We start from the raw sequence: 22911 nt of genomic DNA, 5'->3' as shown, positions 1-22911 counted from the left end.
ATCATGGCCGCACATTCCTTTTCCCGCCTGCCCCAATCCGTTCCACCGGTCTCGACCGCCAACCGCCTGATCCAGACCGCGATCCCGACGCCGGGCACGCGCGAAGTGCTCGAACGGCTTGAGGCCTGCGAATCGCGTTCCATGCACGGCCAGTTGCCGCTGGTCTGGGATCGGGCCGAGGACTACAGCATCTACGACGCCGCTGGCAACCGCTGGATCGACTTCACCTCGACCATTTTTGTCGCGAACGTCGGACATTCAAATCCGCGCGTGACCGCCGCCATGAAAGAAACGCTGGACCGCCCGCTCTATGGTTGTTATGCCTATGCGAACGAGAACCGCGCACGCTATCTCGAAAAACTGGTCGCGTTCGCCGGTGCACCGTTCGAAAAGGCTTTCCTGCTTTCGGCCGGTACCGAAGCGACCGAAGGCGCGCTCAAGCTCATGCGCATGAACGGCCAGAAGGAAGGCAAACGCCGCCGCGGCGTGATCTGCATCGAAGGCAACTGGCACGGCCGCACGATGGGCGCGCAAATGCTCAGCAGTAATCTGGCCCAGCGCGAATGGATAGGCTACCAGGACGCCGACATTCATCACATCCCGTTCCCCTATCCATGGGCCCTGGCCGGACGCACGCCGGAAGCGTTTCTGGACGAGAGCCTGGCCAGGCTCGAGAAGGCCGGTATCGACATTGCGCAAGACGTTTGCGGCTTCATGCTCGAAACCTTCCAGGGATGGGGCGCAGTGTTCTACCCGCCAGAATATGTGCAAGCAATCGAGCGCGTCTGCCGCAAGCACGGCATCCTGCTGACCTTTGACGAAATGCAGGCCGGCTTTGGCCGCACCGGCAAGGCCTTCGGCTTCCAGCACTACGGCGTGACACCCGACCTGATCTGCTGCGGCAAGGGCATGGGCGGAGGCGTGCCACTGTCCGGCGTGATCGGCCGCGCCGCGATCATGGACCTGCCCGATGTCGGCAACATGAGCAGCACGCACTCGGCCAACCCCCTGGTCTGCGCCGCTGGCCTTGCCGTCATCGAGGAGATGGAAGACCGCAATCTTGTCGCCGAGACCGCGCGCAAGGGCGAGCTGCTGTTTGCCGCACTGCACAAACTGCAGGCGCGTTTTCCCGATCGCATCTCACACCTGCTGGGTCGAGGCCTGATCGCGGCGGTACTGTTCAAACACCCCAAGACCGGCGCGGCCGACGGCCCGTTCACGAGTCAGGTCGCTGAACTCTGCATGCAGAAGGGGTTGCTGGTCGTGCATACCGGGCGCGAATCGATCAAGATCGGCCCTCCACTGACGATCACCGACGAAGCCCTGCTCGAAGGTGTGGATGTGCTCGGCGAGGCTATCGCCGAGATCGCGGCCAAATGATCACGCAGATTCGCCATACTGGCCTGGTCGTCGCCGACCTCGATGCAGCGCTGCGCTTCTGGCGGGACCTGCTGGGGTTCACCGTGGCACGGCAAATGGACGAGTCGGGGCCGCACATCGACGCAATGATGGGCCTGAAAAACGTGCGCCTGACAACGTCGAAACTTACCGCACCTGAAGGCGGCATGATCGAGTTGCTTTATTTCCATTCGCACCCAGACAGGCCAGCCTGGACCGGAACACCCTATTCCACCGGCTTTACGCATGTTGCAATGACCGTGAAAGATATCGACGTCCTCTGCAAAAAACTCGCAGGTGCGGGCGTCACTTTTTTTGCACCACCACAGCATTCCCCAGACGGCAAGGTCAAGGTCACCTACTGCCGGGGGCCCGAAGGCGTATTGCTGGAACTGGTCGAAATATTGCAGGAATGATCCCACAATGATCTTCACCCAACACTCTCACCAAGCCAGTTGCCCGCTCTGCAGGCAGGCAACCGCCGGCGTGCTATCGACTACTTTGCGACGAGGCACAGGTATCGTTTTTTATTGTGAGCCCTGCCGACACGGTTTTCTTTCGGAGAATCAGGCACCGGACGCCAAAGCCTACTACGCAGAGAATTACCGCCAGGAGTATTCGCACAATGCCGAAGCCGCGGCGACCAACGCGCGCGAGATTTTCGACGTTTACAAAAATTACCAGCATGATCGGCTCAAGGCCATCGGGCCATACCTGTCGGCCGAAACCCGCCTGCTGGAAGTCGGCGCCTCATCGGGGCAGTTCCTGGTCAATGTCAAGGATCGCGTGGCGCTCGTCAACGCGATTGAGCTCGACAAGGCCTGCTGTGACTTCATGTCATCGGAGCTGGATATAGAGGCGGACTCAGAATTTCTGCGCGAGTCCCGCTTTGCGGACCAGCGATACGATGTGGTCTGTGCATTCCAGGTGCTCGAACACGTTGAGGATCCCGTTGTGTTTCTACGCGACCTGCAACAGTCGACCCAAAAAGGTGCGACGCTGTTTATTGAAGTGCCCAACCTCAACGACCCGTTATTGTCGATCTGGAATGTCAAGGCATACCAGAAGTTCTTCTACCATTCAGCGCATCTGCACTACTTCACCGAAGACTCACTCAGGAAAACCGCTCAGCTCGCGGGTTTCGACAACGCACAGATCGATATCTCGTTCACTCAGGACTACAACCTGTTGAATCACCTGAACTGGATCATGAACAACGGACCTCAGGCGACCTGCAATGTCGGCCTCAGCGAAATCGACCTGGCCGGCGCGGACCCTGACATGTCGACCTGGCTCACCGCAAAAATGAAAGCACTCAACGAAGAATACGTCGCGCGACTCGTGAAGAACAAGGCAACCGCCAACATGATGATGGTGATCAAAAATGTCTGAGCGTATCGGTTTCATGCAGGGACGGCTGTCGCCGCTCGTCAACGGTCGCATCCAGGCTTTTCCATGGGACTGCTGGCAGGCTGAATTTCCCACGGCCGCGGCTCATGGCTTTGGCCTCATGGAGTGGACGCTCGATCAGGACCTGCTCTACAGCAACCCGTTGCTGACCGAGGCTGGCCGCTCGGAGATCACGGCGCTGCGCGCGCGGTATGGCGTGCGCATCGGTTCGCTGACCGGTGACTGCTTCATGCAGAGTCCGTTCTGGAAGGCCGATACGGCGCAAGCCGAGCAGTTGCAAGAGGATTTTCGGGCCGTGGCCAAGGCTTGTTCCGCAGTCGGCATCGTCATGATGGTCCTGCCATTGGTCGACAACGGCAGCCTGGCGACACGCGCACAGGAAGACCATCTGGTCTCCGTGCTGCAGGCTCACGCCCCGCTGCTGGCCGAACTGGGCGTTCAGGTCGTCTTTGAGTCGGATTTTGGACCGTCCGAACTCGCGCGTTTTATCGAACGGCTGGATCCCGCACTTTTCGGGGTGAACTACGACATCGGCAACAGCGCTGGGCTCGGAATGCGGCCTGCCGACGAAATCGCGGCCTACGGCCATCGCATCGTCAACGTGCATATCAAAGACCGCGTGCTCGGCGGTACCACGGTGCCACTTGGCACAGGCAGCGCTGATTTCGAAACTGTTTTTTCAGCACTCGCAAAAGTTGACTACAAAGGCAATTACATCCTGCAAACTGCCCGGGCGCATGACGGCGACCATGCTGGCGCACTTTGCCGCTACCGCGACATGGTTGTCAACTGGATAGCACGCCATGGAGCTTGAACTTGCCGGCAAAACAGCCTTGGTCACCGGCTCCTCACGCGGAATCGGCCGGGCCATTGCCGAGGCGCTGCAAGCCGAGGGCTGCAGGGTCGCGATAAACGGACGTGACGCCGATGCCTTGAAAGTGGCATCTATGGCCCTGAAATCCGCAGCGGCTGTCGCGGGGGATGTCTCCGATGCAGGCCAGGCACGACAGGTTGTCGACGAAGCGACTCGGGCGCTCGGCAGGCTCGACATTCTGGTTTGCAATGTCGGTAGCGGCCGTTCGGTAGCACCGGGCCTGGAGACTCCCGAGGAATGGCAACGCGTGTTCGCGCTAAACCTCTGGAGCGTCACCCATACGGTCGAGGCGGCGCGTACCGCGCTCGCCGCTTCGCGCGGCGCGGTGATCTGCATCTCGTCGATCTGTGGGCTCGAGGTCATCCCGGGCGCGCCGGTTACCTATTCGGCCGCCAAAGCCGCGCTGCACGCCTACGTGCGCGGCATTGCCCGACCACTCGGCGCCCAGGGTGTGCGCATCAATGCGATAGCACCCGGCAACATTCTGTTTGACGGCTCCGTGTGGGACAGAAAGCTGGCAGCCGATGCAAATGGCGTGCAGTCGATGCTGGCCGCCAACGTCGCGCTGGCGCGCCTCGGCACGCCGCAGGACATCGGTCAACTGGCGGCTTATCTCGCCTCATCGCGCTCGGGTTTTGCAACCGGCGCAGTCTGGACACTCGACGGTGGCCAGGTCCGCGCATAGCGGCAACTCGAAGGAACGCCCATGACTACCGCATTCAAAAAGTTCGATCTCACGGGAAAAACCGCGCTGATCACGGGTGCCGCAGGCCTGCTCGGTCGGGAGCACGCAGCAGCGTTGCTCGAAAGTGGCGCGGCCGTGGTGCTTACCGACATCGGTGACGGCGCACTCGCTTCGGCCAAAGAACTCCTGGCCCGCTCCTCGGATGAAAGCCGCATCCATACCGCGATCCTCGATGTTTCGAATCCGGAAGCGGTCGCCGCGCTATCCGCGCGGCTTGCGGCTGCCGGACAACGGATAGACATTTTGGTCAACAACGCGGCGATTGACCCCAAGGTTACGGCTGGCGCCGGCATGGTCGAGAGCTCTCGTCTCGAGAACTTTCCAATCGATCAATGGAATCTGCAAATCGCGGTCGGGCTGACCGGCGCGTTCCTCTGCAGTCAGGTCTTCGGCACTGCGATGGCCGCTGACGGCAAAGGCGGCGTAATCCTGAACATCGCGTCAGACCTTTCGGTGTTCTCGCCGGACCAGCGCCTGTATCGAAAACCGGGACTGCCTGAGCATCTGCAACCCGTCAAACCGGTCACCTACTCCGTCATCAAGGCTGGCCTGATCGGCTTGACGCGCTACCTTGCAACCTACTGGCCAGAACAGGGCGTGCGCGCCAATGCGATTTCTCCGGGCGGTGTGTTCAATGGTCAGGGTGAGGAATTCGTGACCCGGCTCAGCGCGTTGATTCCGTTGGGCCGCATGGCGGCTGGGGACGAGTACCGAGCCGCCGTGCAGTTCCTCTGTTCGGACGCCTCTTCGTATATGAATGGCCAAAATATCGTGATGGACGGAGGAAGGTCGGTCTGGTAGCAGCGTCCCACGGGCCGTTCAGCGCTGCGATGGCATCTGCCACCAACCCCCATCACCACTCTCACCGGCTTTGCACACGTATGGTTTATTTCTCAATCGACAATGACCATCACACCAACCTGGCGTTGTCGATCATGGAAGAGAATCGGCTTCCCATGTCCGGCGTGACGTTCATTTCACACCGGTCACCGCGCAACCAGTTGGCAGAGTCGCTAGGCTTCGCTCTCGAGCCGGTGGATGTCCATCCGCTATGTTCCGGCCTCAGCTTCAAGAATCCAATAAGTTACTTGAAGGCATATTTTCACCAGATACGGCTAAAGCACCGCTTTCAGTTCCGGCCGGGAGACTTGCTTGTCATCACAACGGAGTATGAAATCAACAATGCTTTGCTAGCCGCGCAGATGCGACATGCTGGTGGGCAGGTTTATCTCTACGACGAAGGCATTGGGTTTTATTTCAATAACAGCAGCTTCCACGACCGACATCTTTCGTGGACCGACCGGTTATTCCTGGTCCTTTACAACTTCGCCTTCAAGGCATTGGGTATACCGGCCTATGCCAAAAAAGGATTCGAAGGCCGGATGTATGTCCGGATACGCGAGAAATATCTCAATGCCGTCTATTCGAGAATGCGCCTGCCTATCGATCGGCCCCTGGAGATTCGCGGTTATCGGCATTTTTTGGTGTCCGAACAGGCGTTTTTACCAAAGAACGATCAGGTTGCGATCTTCTTCGCCAACAATCTCGACGCTTTTGGCCTGAAAACCGAAGAGCTTGCAATCTCCGCAGAGGCCCTGCGCGTAATGGCTGCAGCTTTTTCGGAGGTTCATTTGAAAATTCACCCGGGAGATTGGGCCGCTCAAAACGAAGTGTGCAGTTTCTACACTGCGCTAGCTGCTCAGCATTCCAATATTCATCTTGTCGATAATGCGGTCCCCAGCAACACGGCCATGGAGCAAATAAGGCCTGGGGTTGTCGTTGGAACCATGGGCGCGGCGATGTTCGATGCTTTCTTTTTCGGCTGTCAGCCGATTTTCCTATTTCATCTGCTGCCATCCGTCAGAGAATTCGGCGTCTGCAACTTCACCTTGGAAAGCTTGGGCTACCGCTACATAGCGAATCTGCGTGAAATTGACCCGGGATACAAGTCCGGCGTGAACATTTCCTCGTTACTCTACGACGGCCCGCAGATCTGGAATTCGAACGTGGAACCGCCGGCTTCGCAGACTTAGCCAGTCATGAGACACCCATGTTCAAACATCTGATCAAACAAATCCTGCCACCGATTCTTTTCGTCTTGGCGCGCGGGGCCCTGCAGCGGCTGAAGCTGGAACGGCCGATTTATGACGGCCTCTACCGGGATGCAGCGGAACTACAGCCGTCAAATGACAATCCATTCGAGCACCCGAACTGGATTTCTTATGTTTCCGAAAGGGCTCACTCGCGCGTCGGCGGTGTCAGTCACCAAGACATGAACGAGATGTGCCTGTCGCTGATCGCATCGATCGCGCCCGCCGGTGATCATGCAGCCTCTGGTCGCATAGTCGATTTCGGTGGCGGCGTAGGTATGTATTGGCCAGCACTGAAGACGCAAAATAAAGCAGGCAGGCAGCTTGATTTCACGGTCGTCGACAGCTCCGCCAACTGCGCACTCGGGACCAGGTTGTTCGGCGCAGATGGCGTGTCTTTTTCAACTGATTTCGAATCGCTGTTGACGCACAGCGCCAAGATAGACGTACTTAACGTTTCAAGTACGCTCCAGTATTGTCTAGATTACGAAGCAACGCTGGCACTGCTGTGTCGCAGCCAGGCCAGGTTCATCATCGTATCCCGCCATCCGGCCCCCAGGGACAATCAGCCTGTGGCCTACACCATGCAAAACGTCACGACCGTCAAAGGTTTTTGCGGGCGAATCCCAGTTGTATTGCTCAGCGTCGAACGGCTGGCTCAACTGATGCGCGGCCATGGCTATGAGATGATTGCGAACTACTACAGTAACGCCGATTCCGGAAAATACTGGAGGAACGGCAAGAAGATGATTCCAGAAGAATTTTCTCAAATTGTCGATCATGCCCTGGTTTTTCAGAAGCAATCAGGACGACCTGCCAGCGATGCCTCTGCGACTTCCGTCGTTGCGCCATGACCGGAAATAGAACGTGCTAGTCATCATCTTCGGGCGTGCAGCCCAATTCATTCTGCTCCTTTTGGTGATGCGGGTGGCTACGACTTATTTGCCACCTAGCGAAATGGGCCGTCTCTCGCTGATTACAGCCGCCACAGCCTTTTTTGCGCTGTTTCTCGTCAACCCGATTGGTATGTTCATCAATCGGAGGTTTCACGCCTGGGATGAACTCGGCCGTGCCAAACACTATCTCAAGCTGCACTGGATCTATCTTCTTGGTGTCTGCCTGTTCGCGGCGCTGACACTGGGCGTGCTCAACAAAATCCACGCCTTCGGCTTCCAGTTTAATACCGTGTGGCTGCTGGTGCTGGTCTGTGGCTCGCTACTCTTCAACACGATCAACCAGACGGCGATTCCTTCGCTGAACCTGCTGGAGTTGCGCGGGCGTTTTATCGTCCTCACGCTCGCAACAATTGGCGTGGGCCTGGCGAGCGCCTATGCGCTGGTCGAATACTTCGCACCAACAGCTGAATACTGGCTGCTCGGCTTGCTGATCGGTCAAACGGTGTTCGCGGTGATAGGCGTCAAGTTGTTTTTCGACAAACTCAGGCCGGAGCAACCCGCAGATAAACTGTCGCGCTCGCACCTCAAGCTGTTGTTCGATTTCGCCTGGCCGGTTGCAATCTCCGTCGGGTTTAATTGGCTGCAGACGCAAGGCTACCGCTTTTTCGTCGCCGACTCGCTGGGTCTCGCTGCACTCGGCCTGTTTGTCGCGGGCTACGGTATCAGCGCGGGGCTGATGGCCGCGTTCGAATCAGTGCTGACAACCTACTTCCAGCCGCGGTTCTACAAACGGGTCAGCACCAGCACGATCGAGGAACAGTCCGCCGCCTGGAATAAATATGCTGGCGCGATCCTGCCCTCACTGATGCTCGTAACCTTTTTGTTGATCAGTCTGGCGCCGGAGTTGACGCGATTCATGGTGGGCCCGGCATACCAATCGGCATCGCAGTTCGTGATCTGGGGCGTGCTGGCAGAAGGTGCACGCGTTGTTGCCGGCGTCTACAGCATGTCGGCCCACGCCAAGATGAAGACCCGTCTGCTGCTGCTGCCGAACCTGCTCGGCGCAGTAATCTGCATCGTGCTGATCAAGTTTCTGGCGCCCGGCATGGGCGCGCATGGCGTCGGTCTGGCTCGCTCGCTGGCCGGCGTCGGCATGTTGGTCGCCATGCACTACCTGATGATCGTCGCGCTCGATATGCGGCTGCCGTTGCGTATGTTGCTCAAAGGCACCGCAATGGGCGCTGGCCTGATGCTGATTGCGACGGCCGGCCGGTGGGCCATGAACAGTCCGGGCATCATTGCGGCGGGTGTACTGATCGTTGTCACCGGGCTGGCCTTCCTGCCGATGTTCTACTGGCTGCTCTATCCCTATTTGCCAAGGCACGACAAAGTTTCATGAAAATCCTCCTTGTTTGCATGTCGTATGACTATGGCGACCCGACACGCGGCCATTCGTACGAGTACTACAACTTCTACCAAAGCCTGCTTGCGCTCGGACACGAGGTCGTGCTGTTTGACTACATGACCGAGATTCAGCAAATGGGCAAGTCGGCCATGAACCGCAAGCTGATCGAGGTCGCGGCGGCGTCCAGGCCTGACTTCGCGATGTTCTCGCTTTATACCGATCAGTTCGAGCCAGACACGATCAAGTCGATGAAACAGCTCACACGCACACTGTGCTTTTTCCACGACGACACCTGGCGCGTCGAGTTTTCGCGCTACTGGGCGCCACAGTTCGATTTTTTCACAACACCCGACGTATATGGTGAGCAGAAATACCGGGCATTGGGCCTGGAAAATGTGATCTATTTCCCGTTCGGCTGCAACAACAGCATTTACCGGAAAGCGTCTGTCGAAAAAAAATACGACGTGTCGTTTGTAGGTGCCTGGCACCCCTATCGCGAATGGCTCATCAATCGCCTGCGCAAAGCGGGGTTCAATGTCAAAGTTGCCGGGTACCGCTGGCCAGGCGGCATCGTGTCGCACGAGGAGATGGTCCAGCTGTTCAATGAAAGCCGCATCAACCTGAATATGTCGAATTCGACCTCCTGGGACGCGCGTTACCTGCTGTCGTCCCCGCGCGGTCTGGTCAATCGCATCCGCTCGCCGAAGTCCGTCGAACAGATCAAGGCCCGTCATTTCGAGATTAACGGCACTGGCGGGTTTCAGCTCTCGTACTACGTTGAGGGACTGGAACGGCACTACGGTATAGGCACAGAGATTGCCATCTACCTGGACCCCGATGACCTTCAGCAAAAGGTTGCGCTTTATCTCGCAGAGACTGCACTGAGAGAAAGCATCGCCGATGCCGGTTATGCCCGGACTCTTGCGGAGCACACCTTCGGCCACCGCTTTCGGCACGCGTTCGCCAGGATGGGACTCATCGATGGCTGACAATACACTGCCACTGGTCTGCATCTGCATCCCGACTTATAACGCGGAAAAAACCGTCGCAGCCACTTTGCATTCGGTGCTAAACCAGAGTTACGGGAACCTCAAAATTCACGTGGTCGACAATCACTCGACCGACAGCACGATCGCAGTTGTCGAAGGATTTTCTGACAGCCGCATCACGCTCTACCGCAACGCGGTCAATATCGGTGGCGAAGGCAATTTCAATCGTTGCATCGAACTGGCAACGGGGAAATACACCGCGATTTACCATGCGGACGATATCTACGAATCAGATATGGTCGCGTCACAGGTCGCATTTCTCGAGGTGCACCCACAAGCCGGAGCAGCGTTTACACAAGCACTGCTGATCGATGAGGACAACCGCCCCATCGGTGCGATCCGACAGCCCCCCGAACTGGCGGCCACTGGCCCGTTGTATCATTTTCCCGAGGTCTTCAGGGCGATTCTCAAGCATTCCAATTTTCTGATCTGTCCCAGCGTGATGGCGCGCACCAGCGTTTATCAGCAGAACATCAAGAGCTGGCGCGGAGAACTGTTCGGCCCGAGCGGCGACCTTGACGTCTGGCTCAGGATGCTGCAGCTTGGGCCCATCGGAATACTGCCTGGAGCGACCATGCGATACCGCATCAGCAGCAGCCAGTGGTCGGCGAATGTACGCCTTGATACGCGTCGTGCGGCTTTTTTTACCGTGATGGACTACTATCTCGCGCAACCCGACGTGTGCAAACTGGTTACCGCTGAGGATATGGTCAACTACGGACGCCTCGAACGTCGCGACCAGGTCATGCGCGCCGCCAACGCCCTGTTGCGCGGTGAGCCGCAGCTGGCTCAGGAACTTTTCCCCAATGTATTTTCACGGGACGCCCTAAAGGCAGCTCTACAGACCAAACGGGGGCTCGGCGTTTTTCTGCTGGGCCTGTACCTCAAGGTCATGCTCGGTTTGCGACTCGATGGCCTGGCCAGGATTTCGCTGGTTCATCTCAAGAGGATAAGCAAGAAGTGATTCCCGCTCCAGTGTCCGACGAAATTTACATCGACACGCCGCCGGCCTACCGGCAGGACCAGATGTTCGACTTGTCGAATCTCGCGCTCAATCGCGACGGGACATTGGTGCCCTACGCGCGCGTGCGCGAAGTGCACGCCAGTGCCGGCAGAACCGTACGCACCGCCGATTACCTGATGTCCTTGCCAGCAAACAACACCCCCAAGGACTACTACTCGCTCGGCGTCCTCGACAACTTCAAGATGCTGGCTGCACGTCCTGATGTACACCTTCGAGCCTTTTTGGTGCTGGAGCCGCCCGTCGTCGACCCGAGTATCTATAAGGCCTTACCGGAATTGACCGCAGCTTTCGAGCGGGTCTATGTCCACAACGTGAACGGTGACGGCTATTCGCTCGCAGGTGTTGACAGCTCGCGATTGCGCCAACTGTATTGGCCGCAGCCTCGCGAAGATGTTATGGAACCCTACTGGTCTCGGCGTGACCGTCTCAATCGCATCGTGGTGATCAACGGAAACCATGTGCCACGCAAAGTGCCGAACGAGCTCTACAGCCGCCGCATCGAGGCGATGACCGAACTGGCGGAATCCGGTGTTGTCGATCTTTATGGTCGCGGTTGGGCCAAATTAAAGGCTCGTACGTCTCTCTGGTGGCCCTATATAAGCCGGCGCAAAACGCTGCTGTCGATTTACAGAGGCTCGTGCGAATCGAAATACGAGGTACTGAGTCAATACAACTTCTGCCTCTGTCTCGAAAACATGGCGATGCAGGGGTACGTAACCGAGAAAATTTTCGACTGCTTCTATGCGGGAACGATTCCCCTGTATTTGGGTGCTCCCGATATCAAGCAGTTGATCCCCAAAGAAGCCTATATCGATTGCCGCGAATTTTCATCATGGCACGATGCCTACAAGGCGGCTGCGGCAATGTCGCCCGAAGCGGTTCGGCAAATGCGCGAACACGGCCGACGGTTTGTTCAAAGCGAGCAGGGCCGACGATATACCGATTCCTTGCTGAGGATTGTCGGAGACGCGCAATGAACCCCTCGTATTCTGTCGAATCCGATTCTCAGCGCGCTCGAGGCCGACCAGGATGATCAGAAATCCATTTTTTGAGCTTCCATGGGGCAAAGATTCTCAGGTATTGCTGATCTTTCTCACGGTATTTTCGTGGTCGCTCTTTCCGGTGATGCTGAAGCAATTCAACATCACGCTGTTCCAGGCCGGTTTCGCGATCTGTCTGCTCGTGATCTGTCTGTTTGTCGCCCTCACAGCACAGCGCAACCAATTGACGCTGACGCCTCTGCATAAACTCATGCTGATTTTCTGGGCGGGCTATCTATGCATGCTATTGATCGCTTCTGTCCATGCGACATCGAGAACCAGCATCGTGCAGTGGTGCATCCTGTTCACCAAGTTCCTGTTTTTCCTGTTTCTGCTTTTCCACATCAATCGAAAATTTGTCTACGCAAGCCTGCGCATTTATTCGAACTTGATGGTCGCGACGGTTGTTTTTTCGCTTGCCGCCATAGCGGCGGTGTTGCTCGGCATCCATCCCTTCAGCACGATGGAAGTCGGAGGACGTGCGGCGGACGTTTTCTTCGGTGCCTACTACATCACCAACACGCCCATATGCCCGCCCACGCCGGTGTTCCGCATTCAGGGACTCAGCGAGGAGCCCGGAACCTACGCGTTCGCATTGATGCCCGCGCTGTTCTGGTTCCTCATCGCGGAGAAGGCTTATCTTCGGTCCACCGTTATCGTGCTCGGATTGATGCTTAGCATGTCCCTGGGTGCCGGGCTTTTTCTCTGCATGGTGCTGGTGCTGATTTTGCTTCTGATGGTCATCAAAAGGTCTGTTGGCGATCATAAGTTGGTGATCTTCCTGGCGGGTGCAATAGGCGCCATTGCCCTGATGTACAGCCTGGCCGGCGCCTGCACCAAACAGTATCTTGAGAACTTGAGCGACAAATCCGCCATGGCACTGGTCGAAGGATGCATGAAAGAGCATTCGTCTGACCGTGAGACCTGCGTACACCGGGTTGCCCATGCCCTGAGCACCACACCAACCGGTAAGTCGTTGTCACTTCATGACCGAAAAGAGGGGCTGCGTATCGTCATCGATTACTTGAAGGAGCATCCGATCGGAACTGGCACCGCGCTCGGCATGCAAACCGTGCAGAACTCGATTGCTGTAGGTTATGCGGTCGCGACACTGGAATCCGGCGTCGCCGGTGGAATCTTTTACATCGGCCTTTTTGCGACGATGGGCTGGCTTGCCCTGCGAACCATCGTCAGGGCGGACAACAAATCATTTGATGGACACGTCAACGTTGCGGTGTCGTTAAGCATCGGCGCCGTTCTCGTAATGGGCGCCCAGCGGATTCAGCCCGACCTGAGCTTCTGGCATATGTGGCTCTACGCAATATGGTTTCACCTCCTGCAGCCAACAGCATCGGGCGCCAGCACCGACTCACGAGCTCTTTGAAAATCAACATCCGCAGAGCACAAATTTGTGACCTGCGATCTTTAAATATTCCATGCCACGACAAACATGATTCCGCGACTCCTGAAAATTATTGATATGCCATCGGAGGAAAACCTGTGGGCCAGGAGCTTCATGATCGCGGGCGTCGGCATCTGGCTCATATTTTTCACCCTGGGACTGTCTGGCTATACCGGCGCCAAGGAGTCTTATCTGCTTTTTTCGGTCGCGACCGGCGTCATGCTGATCACCGGATTCCGTCAGAAACACAGTTATGGCTATTTGTTCCTGACGGTATTTCTGTGGCTCGGACTCTGGCTCAAACTGACGATTCACACCATTTTTAATTACCCGTATGTCGAACCCATCGGATTGTTCGAGGGTGCGCCAGCAGCGTGGGACGAAGTACTGCTGGTGGCAAGCGTGGCCAGCTTGGGTGTCATTGCGGGCGGCATGGCCTATGCAGCCCTGGCAAGACGTGCCAGCCCCATGCGCGAGGAAAGAAAACTCATTGTGCCTTCATGGTACGAACCAAATCGGAAATGGCTATGGCTTGCGCTGGCGCTCGCGATGGCAGGGGTGCTGATTGTCAATCTGGCATACGGAATACATCGAATCGGCCTTGCGCCAAAAGCATCCCTGATGTGGCCGCTGAACTCGGTAGTAGCCTGGCTGCTCAACATCGGCCTGGCTACTTTCGTTGCCCTTTTTGCCTGGTGGGACATCACGCTCGGGAAGAATCCCGCCTTGGCAGCTTATGGCATTTTGATTGAGGCTTTTCTCTCGAGCACGTCGATCCTGAGCCGGGCGGCCTATATCTTTCACGCCGTTCCACAACTTTTCGTTTTACACCAATTCAGGCACAAGCTGGCGGGCTGGTCGCGCCTGAAAACAGTCATGCTCGCCGCTTCCTTTTGCGCGCTGCTGGTGGTATCCATATCGGCCGTCACGACATTCCGGAACTACTTCTACCAGACCGGCCTGTATACAAGCACGGCCTACCACGAGGCCTACTACCGTTGGGAAATTGTCAGCGGCCAACTCGGCACGCTGGAGGATCAACTCAAAATCGCCCCCCCGGAAAAGCGTCCGCCAATCATTGAATTGATGCGAAAACTGAATATCGAGAAAATACAGCTGGAAGCGATCATGGCCGCCGAAAAGAAGAAATGGGCGGAAGCCATGGGCACGGATTCGGCGCAATCCCGGCTGTTACTCAATGAGTTTGGCTATCAGCTGACCGATGGTTTTTCGGCGCGCCTCTTGCAACTAAGCGTTGACAGATGGATAGGCCTGGAGGGCCTGATGGCCGTTCAGGCCTATCCAGGCAAGGACCCGGCGCTCTTGCGTCGCGGTTTTCTGGAGAAGCCGGCGATAGGAAAACCCGATATCTACCAAAGCATCTCGAAGTCTGTGTACCTCAAGTCCGACGGTACAAAATTCAGATTTGCAAGCCTGCCTGGCGGGCCGGCCTTCCTCTATTACAGCAATTCGCTCTGGATCGTCGCATTCGGAATGGTTATTTTTACGTTCCTGGTGCTGCTTGTCGAGCTTTTGATACGAACCTTGACCCGCAACCCCATTCTCTGTTCGCTTTACGGCGTCGTGATGGCGAGCACCGCTGTTCAATTCGGCGTGGCTCCGCAGCAAAGCATTCCTTATTTTCTGGTTCTCGGCTGCGGTATCCTGCTGGTATGGACGGTCCATACGCGAGGTTTTGCGTTCGCTCTGTACAAGTTGAAACTGGCAAAAGCCCCGCCACCACGTGACAACTAAAACGGCAACAACCCTTTTTGTCCACGCCACCAATGTGCATTCCGGCGGAGGGCAGTCGTTGCTGCGCGCACTGCTTGAGGCTCTGCCGGCTGGTCGTGACGCCACCGCATTGCTCGATAGCCGCATGCCGGTGCCGAAGACATACCTCCCGCTTTTGAAAGTCATTACTGTTGCGCCGACCGTGTGGCATCGCTTCAGGGCTGAATGGTGGCTTTCCAGATCCGTGAGACCAGCGGACCTCGTGCTGTGCTTCGGCAATTTGCCGCCGCTCTTCAAGCTGAAGGGACGCGCCGTGGTGTTCGTGCAGAACCGTTATCTCGTCGACCCGGTGACGCTCGCCAGCTTCCCTCTCAGGACACGCCTGCGGCTGTTGATCGAAAGGGCATGGTTCGCCCAAAAGGCCCAAAACGCGCAAGCCTTCGTCGTGCAAACTCCTTCAATGCGCGACCTGCTCAATGCCTCGGGTCTGGCAAAGGGCAAACCGGTTTCGGTACTGCCCTTTGTGAGCACCAGCGCCGGCTATGAGAGAAACAGCACCCCGAAGGCATGCGATAGCGCATGCGGCTTCATCTATGTAGCTTCAGGTGAGCCTCACAAAAATCACAAGCGGCTCATGGAAGCCTGGAGCTTGTTGGCGAACGACGGTATGCATCCTTCGCTTTGGCTGACCGTCGACCCGAAGGCCCACCCTGAACTCTGCGCATGGATCGATGAAAAGAAGGCCCGTTACAGTCTGAATGTTGAAAACCTCGGCGCGAGGCCACACGACGAAATCCTGCGCCTTTACGCCCAGGCGAAGGTGCTGGTTTATCCCTCACTGTTCGAGTCGTTTGGCCTGCCACTGATCGAAGCGCGCCAGGCGGGCCTGGCAATCCTGGCGTCAGAACTCGACTACGTACGCGACGTGGTCGACCCCGAGCAGGTATTCGACCCCCATTCACCGGTCTCCATTGCCAGGGCAGTGAAGCGCTTTCTCGGCCAAAGCGAGCAGCCGCTTCCCCTAATGAACGCCGGCGAATTCCTCGCCCATGTTTTCCCCGAAGAGTGACCGAATTGCGTATCCTGATCGTCAGCCAGTATTTCTGGCCAGAAAGCTTTCGCATCAACGATGTCGCGAAAACGCTCGTTGAAAAAGGCTTCGAGGTCGACGTATTGACCGGCAAGCCCAACTATCCTGAAGGCTCGGTTTTTCCCGGCTACCGGGCCTGGGGCTGCCAGCGTGAATCATGGGCCGGCATCTCGATATACAGGGTGCCCCTGGCGCCGCGCCGGAAAAAAGGCGCGCTGAACCTTGTCTTCAACTATTTGTCGTTTGTTGCCTCGGGCACACTTTTCGGTGCGTGGAAGCTGCGCGGCAAACGCTACGACGTCATTTTTGCCTACGGTACTTCGCCGATCCTCCAGGCGATTCCGGCGTTGTTCCTCGGTTGGCTGAAAGACCGCAAGGTTGCCGTCTGGGTCCAGGATCTCTGGCCGGAAAGCCTGGAGGCCACGGGTTATGTGCGTAATCCGCATGCACTGGCGTTGGTGGGGTCCATCGTCAAAAGTATCTACGCACACACCGACCTGCTTCTGGTGCAATCGCAGGCATTTGTGCCCAAGGTTCGCGAACTGGCCGGCGACACACCCATCGCCTACTACCCGAATTCGGTTGACCCGCTATTTGCCGCGCCCGGCGACGCACCAGCGCCCCCGATACCGGTTATGGACAGCGGCGCGTTTTGCGTCGTATTCGCCGGCAATATCGGCGCCGGCCAGGCCGTCGAGGCCATTGTCGAGGCCGCTACCCTGCTCCGCGAGCGTCCGGATGTCCAGTTTGTGGTCGTCGGCCAGGGCAGCCGCCAGGCCTGGATGGCCGAAGAAGCTGCGGCGCGCGGGCTCACCAACCTGCACCTGCCCGGCCGTTTCCCGGTCGAATTGATGCCCGGCCTCATGCAAAAGGCCTCAGCGCTGCTCGTAACCTTGACCGACCAGCCGATTTTCGCGGCGACCATTCCCAACAAGATCCAGGCCTATATGGCCGCTGGACGACCGATAATTGCCTGTTTGAACGGGGAAGGTGCCCGCGTCGTCGAGGAAGCTGGGGCTGGCCTTTCGGTTCCGGCCGAGAATGCGCCGGCTCTGGCCGCCGCGGTGATCCGGCTGGCTGAGATGGGCGCACCAGAACGCGCCACTCTTGGCGCCAACGGCCAACGGTATTTCAAAGAGCATTTCGACCATGACATGCTGACACATCAGCTCATGGACCACTTCCGCGCACTGGCGGAATCTTCTTGAGGTTTTTTCGATGAGAGTTCTTGTATTGGGCGCCAGCGGCATGATCGGCAGCGCCATGATCCGCGTCTTGAGCCAAAAAAAGGATTGGCAGGTCTTCGGCAGCATGCGAAATGCCGCGGCGCTGCGCTTTTTTGAGCCCGCCATCGCCGAGCGCATGCTGACCTTTGTCGATATCAACAACCGCGACAGCGTCATCCGCGCATTTGCCCATGCCCGGCCTGACGTGGTCGTCAACTGTATCGGCCTGACCAAGCACCATACCGAAGCTGATGATCCGTTGCTCGCGATTCCCATCAACGCGTTGCTGCCACACCAGCTCGCCGGGCTATGCCTGGCGGCGTCGGCACGTTTGATCCATATCAGCACCGACTGCGTCTTCTCGGGCTCCAAGGGGCACTACATCGAAGCCGACGCGGCCGACGCAAAAGATGTCTACGGCAAGTCCAAGCTCCTGGGCGAGGTGCTGGGCCAGGGCGCGATCACTTTGCGCACCTCGACAATAGGCCACGAATTGCAAAGCGCTTACGGGTTGCTGGAATGGTTCCTTGCCCAACAGGGTTCCTGCAAAGGCTTCAACAAGGCCATTTTTTCGGGTCTGCCGAATGTCGTGTTCGCCGAAATCGTCCGCGACATCGTGATTCCACGGCCCGAGCTGACCGGCCTGTACCACGTTGGCGCCTCCCCGATCGGCAAATACGACCTGCTCAAGCTGATCGCCGCAGCCTACGGCAAGGCCATTGATATTCAGATGGACAATACGTTTACGATGGACCGATCGCTCGATTCCAGCCGTTTCCGCGAAGCGACGGGCTACACCGCACCGGCCTGGCCCGAGCTTATCGACATCATGCATTCCTCGAAACTGTAAGAATCAGCCATGTTTGACAACAAAATACTGATGATCACCGGCGGCACCGGCTCGTTCGGCAACGCCGTCCTCAAACGCTTTCTCTCAACGGAAGTGCGCGAAATCCGCATTTTCAGCCGCGACGAAAAAAAGCAGGAAGAGATGCGGATCGCGCTGAACAATGACAAGCTCAAGTTTTACATCGGTGACATCCGCGACTACGACAGCATTCACCAGGCGATGAAGGGTGTTGACTACGTGTTTCACGCGGCAGCACTCAAGCAGGTCCCGTCCTGCGAGTTCTATCCGATGGAGGCGGTGCGTACCAATGTACTGGGCGCGGAGAACGTCATGAACGCAGCGATCGCCCACAACGTCAAGCGCGTCGTCGTCCTGAGCACCGACAAGGCGGTCTATCCGATCAATGCCATGGGTGTGTCCAAGGCAATGATGGAAAAACTCATGGTCGCCAAGGCACGCATGCAAAACGATGGCGAGACCGTGCTTTGCGCCACGCGTTATGGCAACGTCATGGCGTCGCGCGGCTCGGTGATCCCGTTGTTCGTCTCGCAGCTCAAGAGCGGCGCGCCGCTGACCGTGACCGACGCCAGCATGACCCGCTTCCTGATGTCACTCGACGATTCAGTCGACCTGGTGCTGCACGCGTTCGAGCACGGCCAGCAGGGCGACATTTTTGTGCAGAAGGCGCCGGCCTCGACCGTCGCCGACCTTGCGCAAGCGCTCAAGGACATTTTTGGCGGCAACGACCAACCCACCAAGATCATTGGCACGCGCCATGGCGAAAAGCTCTACGAAACGCTGGTGTCGCGCGAGGAAATGGCCCGGATCGACGACATGGGCGCGTACTACCGCATTCCCGCAGACAACCGCGATCTCAATTACGCCAAGTATTTCAGCGACGGTGAGGAACGGATCTCGCAACTGGACGACTACACATCGCACAACACCGAGCGGCTCAATGTCGCCCAGGTCAAGGCGCTTTTGGGAAAACTGGATTTTATTGAGGAGGCACTTCGTGTTTAAAGTGATGACGGTAGTCGGGACCCGGCCCGAATTGATCAAGATGAGCCGCGTGATTGCGGCGCTCGACAAGCACACCCAGCACATTCTTGTGCACACGGGCCAGAATTTCGACTACGAACTGAACCAGATTTTTTTCGAAGACCTGCAGATTCGCAAGCCCGACCACTTTCTCAATGCGGTCGGTGAAAACGCGGCCCAGACCATCGGCCAGATCATCATGAAGGCCGATGAGGTGTTCCAGGCCGAGAAGCCCGACGCCGTCCTGCTCTACGGCGACACCAACTCATGCCTGGCAGTGATCGCGGCCAAACGGCGGAAAATCCCGGTGTTCCACATGGAGGCAGGCAACCGCTGCTTCGATCAGCGCGTTCCCGAAGAACTCAACCGAAAGGTGCTCGACCACCTGTCGGACATCAACATGGTCCTGACGGAACATGCACGGCGCTACCTCATCGCCGAAGGCGTGCGGCCCGAAACCATCATCAAGACCGGCTCGCACATGCGTGAGGTCGTCGACCACTACCGCCCGCAAATCGACAAGTCCGACATCATTTCGCGCCTGTCCCTCAAGCCCAATGAATTTTTCCTGGTCAGCGCGCATCGCGAGGAAAACGTTGACTCGCCCGACGCGCTGAAGGACCTGCTCGAGACCTTGACCGAGCTTGTCAAAAAGTATGGCTTCCCGGTGATCGTTTCCACCCATCCACGCACGCGAAAACGGCTGGAGGAGGCTGGTTACGAAGGTCTGGACAAGCGCATCGTGTTCGGCAAGCCGCTCGGGTTTTTCGACTACATGAAACTGCAGGTCGAAGCCAAATGCGTGCTGTCCGACAGCGGCACGATCACGGAAGAAACTTCGCTGCTCAACCTCTGCTCCATCACCCTGCGCAATGCCCACGAGCGCCCGGAAGGAATGGATGTCGGCACCCTCATCATGAGCGGCCTCAAGAAGGACCGCGTGATAGACGCCATCGAGATCGTGACGTCGCAATATGACCGCAACCGGCGCCCGGTGCTACCCATCTCCGACTACGAAAACCCGTTCGTCTCGACGCAGATCGTGCGTGTCGTGACGAGCTACATCGACTACATCAACCGGGTCGTCTGGTCGAAGAAATAATACGCGTGGCGGCTATGGCGGCAGCTCCGCCTGCGCCATAGCCACGCCGTCGCAATCCCTGGCTGAAAGCAGAGGCACAGCGCCCGCCAGGGGCCAGGCAATCGCCAGATCCGGGTCGTCCCAACGGATGCAGCGTTCATGTTCAGCGGCGTAATAGTCGGTGGTCTTGTACAGCACGTCGGCAAATTCGCTAAGCACCAAAAAGCCGTGCGCAAAGCCCGGCGGCACCCAAAGCTGCCGATGCTCCTGGGCCGACAGCTCGAACGCGACCGAACGCATGAAATTCGGCGAGGAGCGCCGGACATCGACCGCCACATCCCAGATGCGGCCGCTGACCACCCTCACGAGCTTGCCTTGGGGTTGCCTGAGCTGGTAATGCAGGCCGCGCAGCACATGGCGAACCGAGCGCGAATGGTTGTCCTGTACAAAACCGCCGTCAAGCCCGGTTGCCCGCTCAAAATCGCGCCTGTTGAAGCTTTCGAGAAACAGGCCCCGCGCGTCAACATGAACTTCAGGCTGAATCAGCAGCACTTCAGGCAGGGCCGTCGGGGTGACCTTCATGAGAGCTCCTCAACCATTTTGGCGACACCCGTTTGCCAACCGGGAATGTCGACTCCGAAAGTCCATCGCAGCTTCGAAGTATCAAGCCGGGAGTTCAATGGGCGGCGGGCTGCCTGCGCGTAGGCGGTTGACGCCACGGGCTGGACCGCATCGATGGGCACACTGGGCAACAGGCCGGTTTTTTGTGCCTGCTCGACGACAAAACACGCATAGCCATGCCAGGAAGTTTCACCGGCGGCAGCCGCGTGATAAAGCCCGGCCAATCGCTCATCCGCGAGAACGCGCGTCAACGCCAATACAGTCAGGTCGGCCAGCCAGGCCGCTGCGGTGGGCGCACCGAACTGGTCGTTGACCACCGCCAGCCGGCCGTCCCTGCGCAACTTGTGCAGGATTTTCTTTGCAAAGTTTTCACCATGCGCCGCATAAAGCCAGCTTGTGCGGAAGATCAGGTGCCGCGCGCAATTTTTTGCCACCAACTGGTCGCCGAGCAGCTTGCCGCGGCCATAGGCGTTCAGCGGCTGGGCGGGGTCGGCCTCGATCCACGGCCGCGTTCCCCCGCTGCCATCAAAGACATAGTCGCTTGAATAGTGCACAAACCAGGCACCGGTCTCGTCACACGACCGCGCCAGCACGGCCGGTGCACCGGCATTGATCGCGTTGGCAATATCAGGCTGGCCCTCGGCCGCATCAACGTCGGTGAAAGCCGCCGCATTGACGACGATATCGGGCCTGGCACTGAGTACGGCATCCCGGATACCGGCGCTGTCGGCAAGGTCGCCGCCAGGCCGGCTCCGATCGGGTGCAATCACCTCGCCCAACGCGGCCAGGCTGCGCACGAGCTCCGCGCCCAATTGCCCGCTCTTGCCGAACAGCAATATCTTCAGCATCGGCTCACCCGGTATGGCCGCGCTCACGCACCGCTTGCAGCCAACCTGGGTTGTCCAGGTACCAGCGCACGGTGTGGCGCAGGCCGGCTTCGAAGCTCTGGTCAGCATGCCAGCCCAGCTCATGGCGAATCTTGCTCGAATCGATGGCGTAACGGGCATCATGGCCGCGGCGATCGGCTACGTGGGTGATCAGGCCGGCATAGCCGGCCGGCACCGGTCGCAATTCATCGAGCAGGCGGCAAATCGTGCGCACGACGTCCAGATTGGTTTTTTCTCCCTGGCAACCGATGTTGTAGGTCTCACCGGGCCGGCCGGCCTCCAGCACCATGCGGATCGCCTTGCAATGGTCCTTGACATACAGCCAGTCGCGCACCTGCAGGCCATCACCGTAGACCGGCAGGGGCCGCCCTTCGAGCGCTGCAACAATCATGTGGGGGATCAGTTTTTCCGGAAACTGGTAGGGCCCATAGTTGTTGGCGCAGTTGGTGGTAAGCACCGGCAGGCCATAGGTGCGATGGCTGGCACGCACCAGGTGGTCGGCGGCCGCCTTGCTTGCGGCATAGGGGCTGTTGGGCTCATAGCGGTCAACTTCGCGGAAAGCCGCCGCCGCCGACGTCAGCGAGCCATAGACTTCATCCGTCGACACCTGCAAAAACCGAAAGTTCGCGCCGCTTGATCCCTCCAGCTCCGACCAGTAGGCACGCGCGGCCTCCAGCAGGCGGAAAGTGCCTACGATATTGGTCTGGACGAACTCTTCGGCCGCGTCGATGGAGCGGTCGACATGCGACTCCGCCGCGAAGTTGATGATGGCGCGCGGCCGGTGCAGCGCGAGCAGGCCGGCCACCCACCGGCTGTCGGCAATATCGCCGTGCGCAAAGACATGGCGGCTGTCACCCTCAAGCCCGCGAAGGTTGTAGCGGTTGCCCGCGTAGGTGAGCTTGTCGATATTGAGGATCGGCTCATCGTGCAACGCGAGCCAGTCCAGAATGAAGTTGGCTCCGATAAAACCGGCTCCGCCAGTGACCAGAATCATGGATAGCCTTTGTTGACGGCGCACGTGCGGCAACGGCGCCTGGAAACGAATTAT

General features: G+C 58.1%; 22 protein-coding genes. 19 read left to right on the top strand and 3 right to left on the bottom strand.

From position 1 onward, the window contains the following. Nucleotides 1-3 precede the first annotated feature (3 nt). The 19 genes from AC1DU8_RS02360 (at nucleotide 4) to wecB (ending at nucleotide 20376) form a co-directional block, all read left to right on the top strand. On the top strand, nucleotides 4-1380 hold the full coding sequence (locus tag AC1DU8_RS02360) for an aspartate aminotransferase family protein (protein WP_477666558.1): 1377 nt from the start codon (nucleotides 4-6) through the stop codon (nucleotides 1378-1380). Beyond that, nucleotides 1377-1814 (top strand): VOC family protein, encoded by a 438-nt coding sequence (locus AC1DU8_RS02355; RefSeq protein WP_457281226.1) that lies wholly within the window; start codon nucleotides 1377-1379, stop codon nucleotides 1812-1814. Before AC1DU8_RS02360 ends, AC1DU8_RS02355 begins: the two co-directional genes overlap by 4 nt. A gap of 7 nt (nucleotides 1815-1821) precedes the next feature. Further along, nucleotides 1822-2790: a class I SAM-dependent methyltransferase gene (locus tag AC1DU8_RS02350; RefSeq protein ID WP_457281227.1), complete on the top strand. Its 969-nt coding sequence runs from the start codon at nucleotides 1822-1824 to the stop codon at nucleotides 2788-2790. Next, nucleotides 2783-3622 carry a sugar phosphate isomerase/epimerase family protein gene (locus AC1DU8_RS02345; RefSeq protein ID WP_477726404.1) on the top strand — a complete coding sequence of 280 codons (840 nt, stop codon included), beginning with the start codon at nucleotides 2783-2785 and terminating at the stop codon, nucleotides 3620-3622. The genes AC1DU8_RS02350 and AC1DU8_RS02345 overlap by 8 nt, the downstream gene beginning before the upstream one ends. Then, nucleotides 3612-4367, top strand: a complete 756-nt coding sequence (locus tag AC1DU8_RS02340) for an SDR family NAD(P)-dependent oxidoreductase (RefSeq protein ID WP_477726403.1) — start codon at nucleotides 3612-3614, stop codon at nucleotides 4365-4367. Before AC1DU8_RS02345 ends, AC1DU8_RS02340 begins: the two co-directional genes overlap by 11 nt. A gap of 21 nt (nucleotides 4368-4388) precedes the next feature. Continuing rightward, nucleotides 4389-5228, top strand: coding sequence for an SDR family oxidoreductase (locus AC1DU8_RS02335; protein ID WP_477726402.1), 840 nt, complete (start codon nucleotides 4389-4391; stop codon nucleotides 5226-5228). A 29-nt stretch (nucleotides 5229-5257) separates the two neighbouring features. After that, on the top strand, nucleotides 5258-6460 hold the full coding sequence (locus AC1DU8_RS02330) for a polysialyltransferase family glycosyltransferase (protein WP_477726401.1): 1203 nt from the start codon (nucleotides 5258-5260) through the stop codon (nucleotides 6458-6460). 17 nt (nucleotides 6461-6477) lie between these two features. Beyond that, on the top strand, nucleotides 6478-7371 hold the full coding sequence (locus tag AC1DU8_RS02325; protein WP_477726400.1) for a methyltransferase, TIGR04325 family: 894 nt from the start codon (nucleotides 6478-6480) through the stop codon (nucleotides 7369-7371). Between the two features lie 13 nt (nucleotides 7372-7384). Then, nucleotides 7385-8812 carry a lipopolysaccharide biosynthesis protein gene (locus AC1DU8_RS02320; RefSeq protein ID WP_457281232.1) on the top strand — a complete coding sequence of 476 codons (1428 nt, stop codon included), beginning with the start codon at nucleotides 7385-7387 and terminating at the stop codon, nucleotides 8810-8812. Beyond that, nucleotides 8809-9807 carry a CgeB family protein gene (locus AC1DU8_RS02315; protein WP_457281233.1) on the top strand — a complete coding sequence of 333 codons (999 nt, stop codon included), beginning with the start codon at nucleotides 8809-8811 and terminating at the stop codon, nucleotides 9805-9807. Before AC1DU8_RS02320 ends, AC1DU8_RS02315 begins: the two co-directional genes overlap by 4 nt. Beyond that, nucleotides 9800-10831: a glycosyltransferase family 2 protein gene (locus AC1DU8_RS02310; RefSeq protein WP_477726399.1), complete on the top strand. Its 1032-nt coding sequence runs from the start codon at nucleotides 9800-9802 to the stop codon at nucleotides 10829-10831. The genes AC1DU8_RS02315 and AC1DU8_RS02310 overlap by 8 nt, the downstream gene beginning before the upstream one ends. Before the next feature lie 11 nt (nucleotides 10832-10842). Beyond that, a complete protein-coding gene (locus AC1DU8_RS02305; RefSeq protein ID WP_477726398.1) occupies nucleotides 10843-11868 on the top strand; it encodes a glycosyltransferase family 10 domain-containing protein in 1026 nt (341 codons plus the stop codon). Nucleotides 11869-11920: 52 nt separating this feature from the next. After that, nucleotides 11921-13315, top strand: coding sequence for a hypothetical protein (locus AC1DU8_RS02300; RefSeq protein ID WP_457281236.1), 1395 nt, complete (start codon nucleotides 11921-11923; stop codon nucleotides 13313-13315). Between the two features lie 66 nt (nucleotides 13316-13381). Continuing rightward, the gene (locus AC1DU8_RS02295) at nucleotides 13382-15088 is read left to right on the top strand and encodes a hypothetical protein (RefSeq protein ID WP_477726397.1); all 1707 of its coding nucleotides are present in this window, start codon (nucleotides 13382-13384) and stop codon (nucleotides 15086-15088) included. After that, the gene (locus AC1DU8_RS02290; RefSeq protein ID WP_477726396.1) at nucleotides 15078-16136 is read left to right on the top strand and encodes a glycosyltransferase; all 1059 of its coding nucleotides are present in this window, start codon (nucleotides 15078-15080) and stop codon (nucleotides 16134-16136) included. The genes AC1DU8_RS02295 and AC1DU8_RS02290 overlap by 11 nt, the downstream gene beginning before the upstream one ends. Further along, nucleotides 16133-17365, top strand: coding sequence for a glycosyltransferase family 4 protein (locus tag AC1DU8_RS02285; RefSeq protein WP_477726395.1), 1233 nt, complete (start codon nucleotides 16133-16135; stop codon nucleotides 17363-17365). The genes AC1DU8_RS02290 and AC1DU8_RS02285 overlap by 4 nt, the downstream gene beginning before the upstream one ends. Before the next feature lie 10 nt (nucleotides 17366-17375). Further along, nucleotides 17376-18233, top strand: coding sequence for a dTDP-4-dehydrorhamnose reductase family protein (locus AC1DU8_RS02280; protein WP_477726394.1), 858 nt, complete (start codon nucleotides 17376-17378; stop codon nucleotides 18231-18233). A 9-nt stretch (nucleotides 18234-18242) separates the two neighbouring features. Further along, nucleotides 18243-19256, top strand: coding sequence for a polysaccharide biosynthesis protein (locus AC1DU8_RS02275; RefSeq protein WP_457281241.1), 1014 nt, complete (start codon nucleotides 18243-18245; stop codon nucleotides 19254-19256). Continuing rightward, complete coding sequence (wecB, locus tag AC1DU8_RS02270) at nucleotides 19249-20376, top strand: non-hydrolyzing UDP-N-acetylglucosamine 2-epimerase (protein ID WP_457281242.1); 1128 nt, start codon at nucleotides 19249-19251, stop codon at nucleotides 20374-20376. The genes AC1DU8_RS02275 and wecB overlap by 8 nt, the downstream gene beginning before the upstream one ends. A gap of 12 nt (nucleotides 20377-20388) precedes the next feature. Here the strand turns inward: wecB and rfbC are convergent, their stop codons facing one another. The 3 genes from rfbC to rfbB are packed head-to-tail and all read right to left on the bottom strand — an operon-like array spanning nucleotide 20389 to nucleotide 22857. Next, the gene (gene rfbC, locus AC1DU8_RS02265; protein WP_477726393.1) at nucleotides 20389-20937 is read right to left on the bottom strand and encodes a dTDP-4-dehydrorhamnose 3,5-epimerase; all 549 of its coding nucleotides are present in this window, start codon (nucleotides 20935-20937) and stop codon (nucleotides 20389-20391) included. Then, nucleotides 20934-21851, bottom strand: a complete 918-nt coding sequence (gene rfbD / locus AC1DU8_RS02260; protein ID WP_477726392.1) for a dTDP-4-dehydrorhamnose reductase — start codon at nucleotides 21849-21851, stop codon at nucleotides 20934-20936. The genes rfbC and rfbD overlap by 4 nt, the downstream gene beginning before the upstream one ends. Beyond that, complete coding sequence (gene rfbB / locus AC1DU8_RS02255) at nucleotides 21829-22857, bottom strand: dTDP-glucose 4,6-dehydratase (protein WP_477726391.1); 1029 nt, start codon at nucleotides 22855-22857, stop codon at nucleotides 21829-21831. Before rfbB ends, rfbD begins: the two co-directional genes overlap by 23 nt. Nucleotides 22858-22911: the final 54 nt, after the last annotated feature.

The sequence above is a fragment of the Polaromonas sp. P3_A5 genome (genome assembly GCF_056403055.1).
The sequence above is the reverse complement of the archived record's forward strand: the minus strand, read 5'-3'. Positions and strand labels throughout refer to the sequence as shown.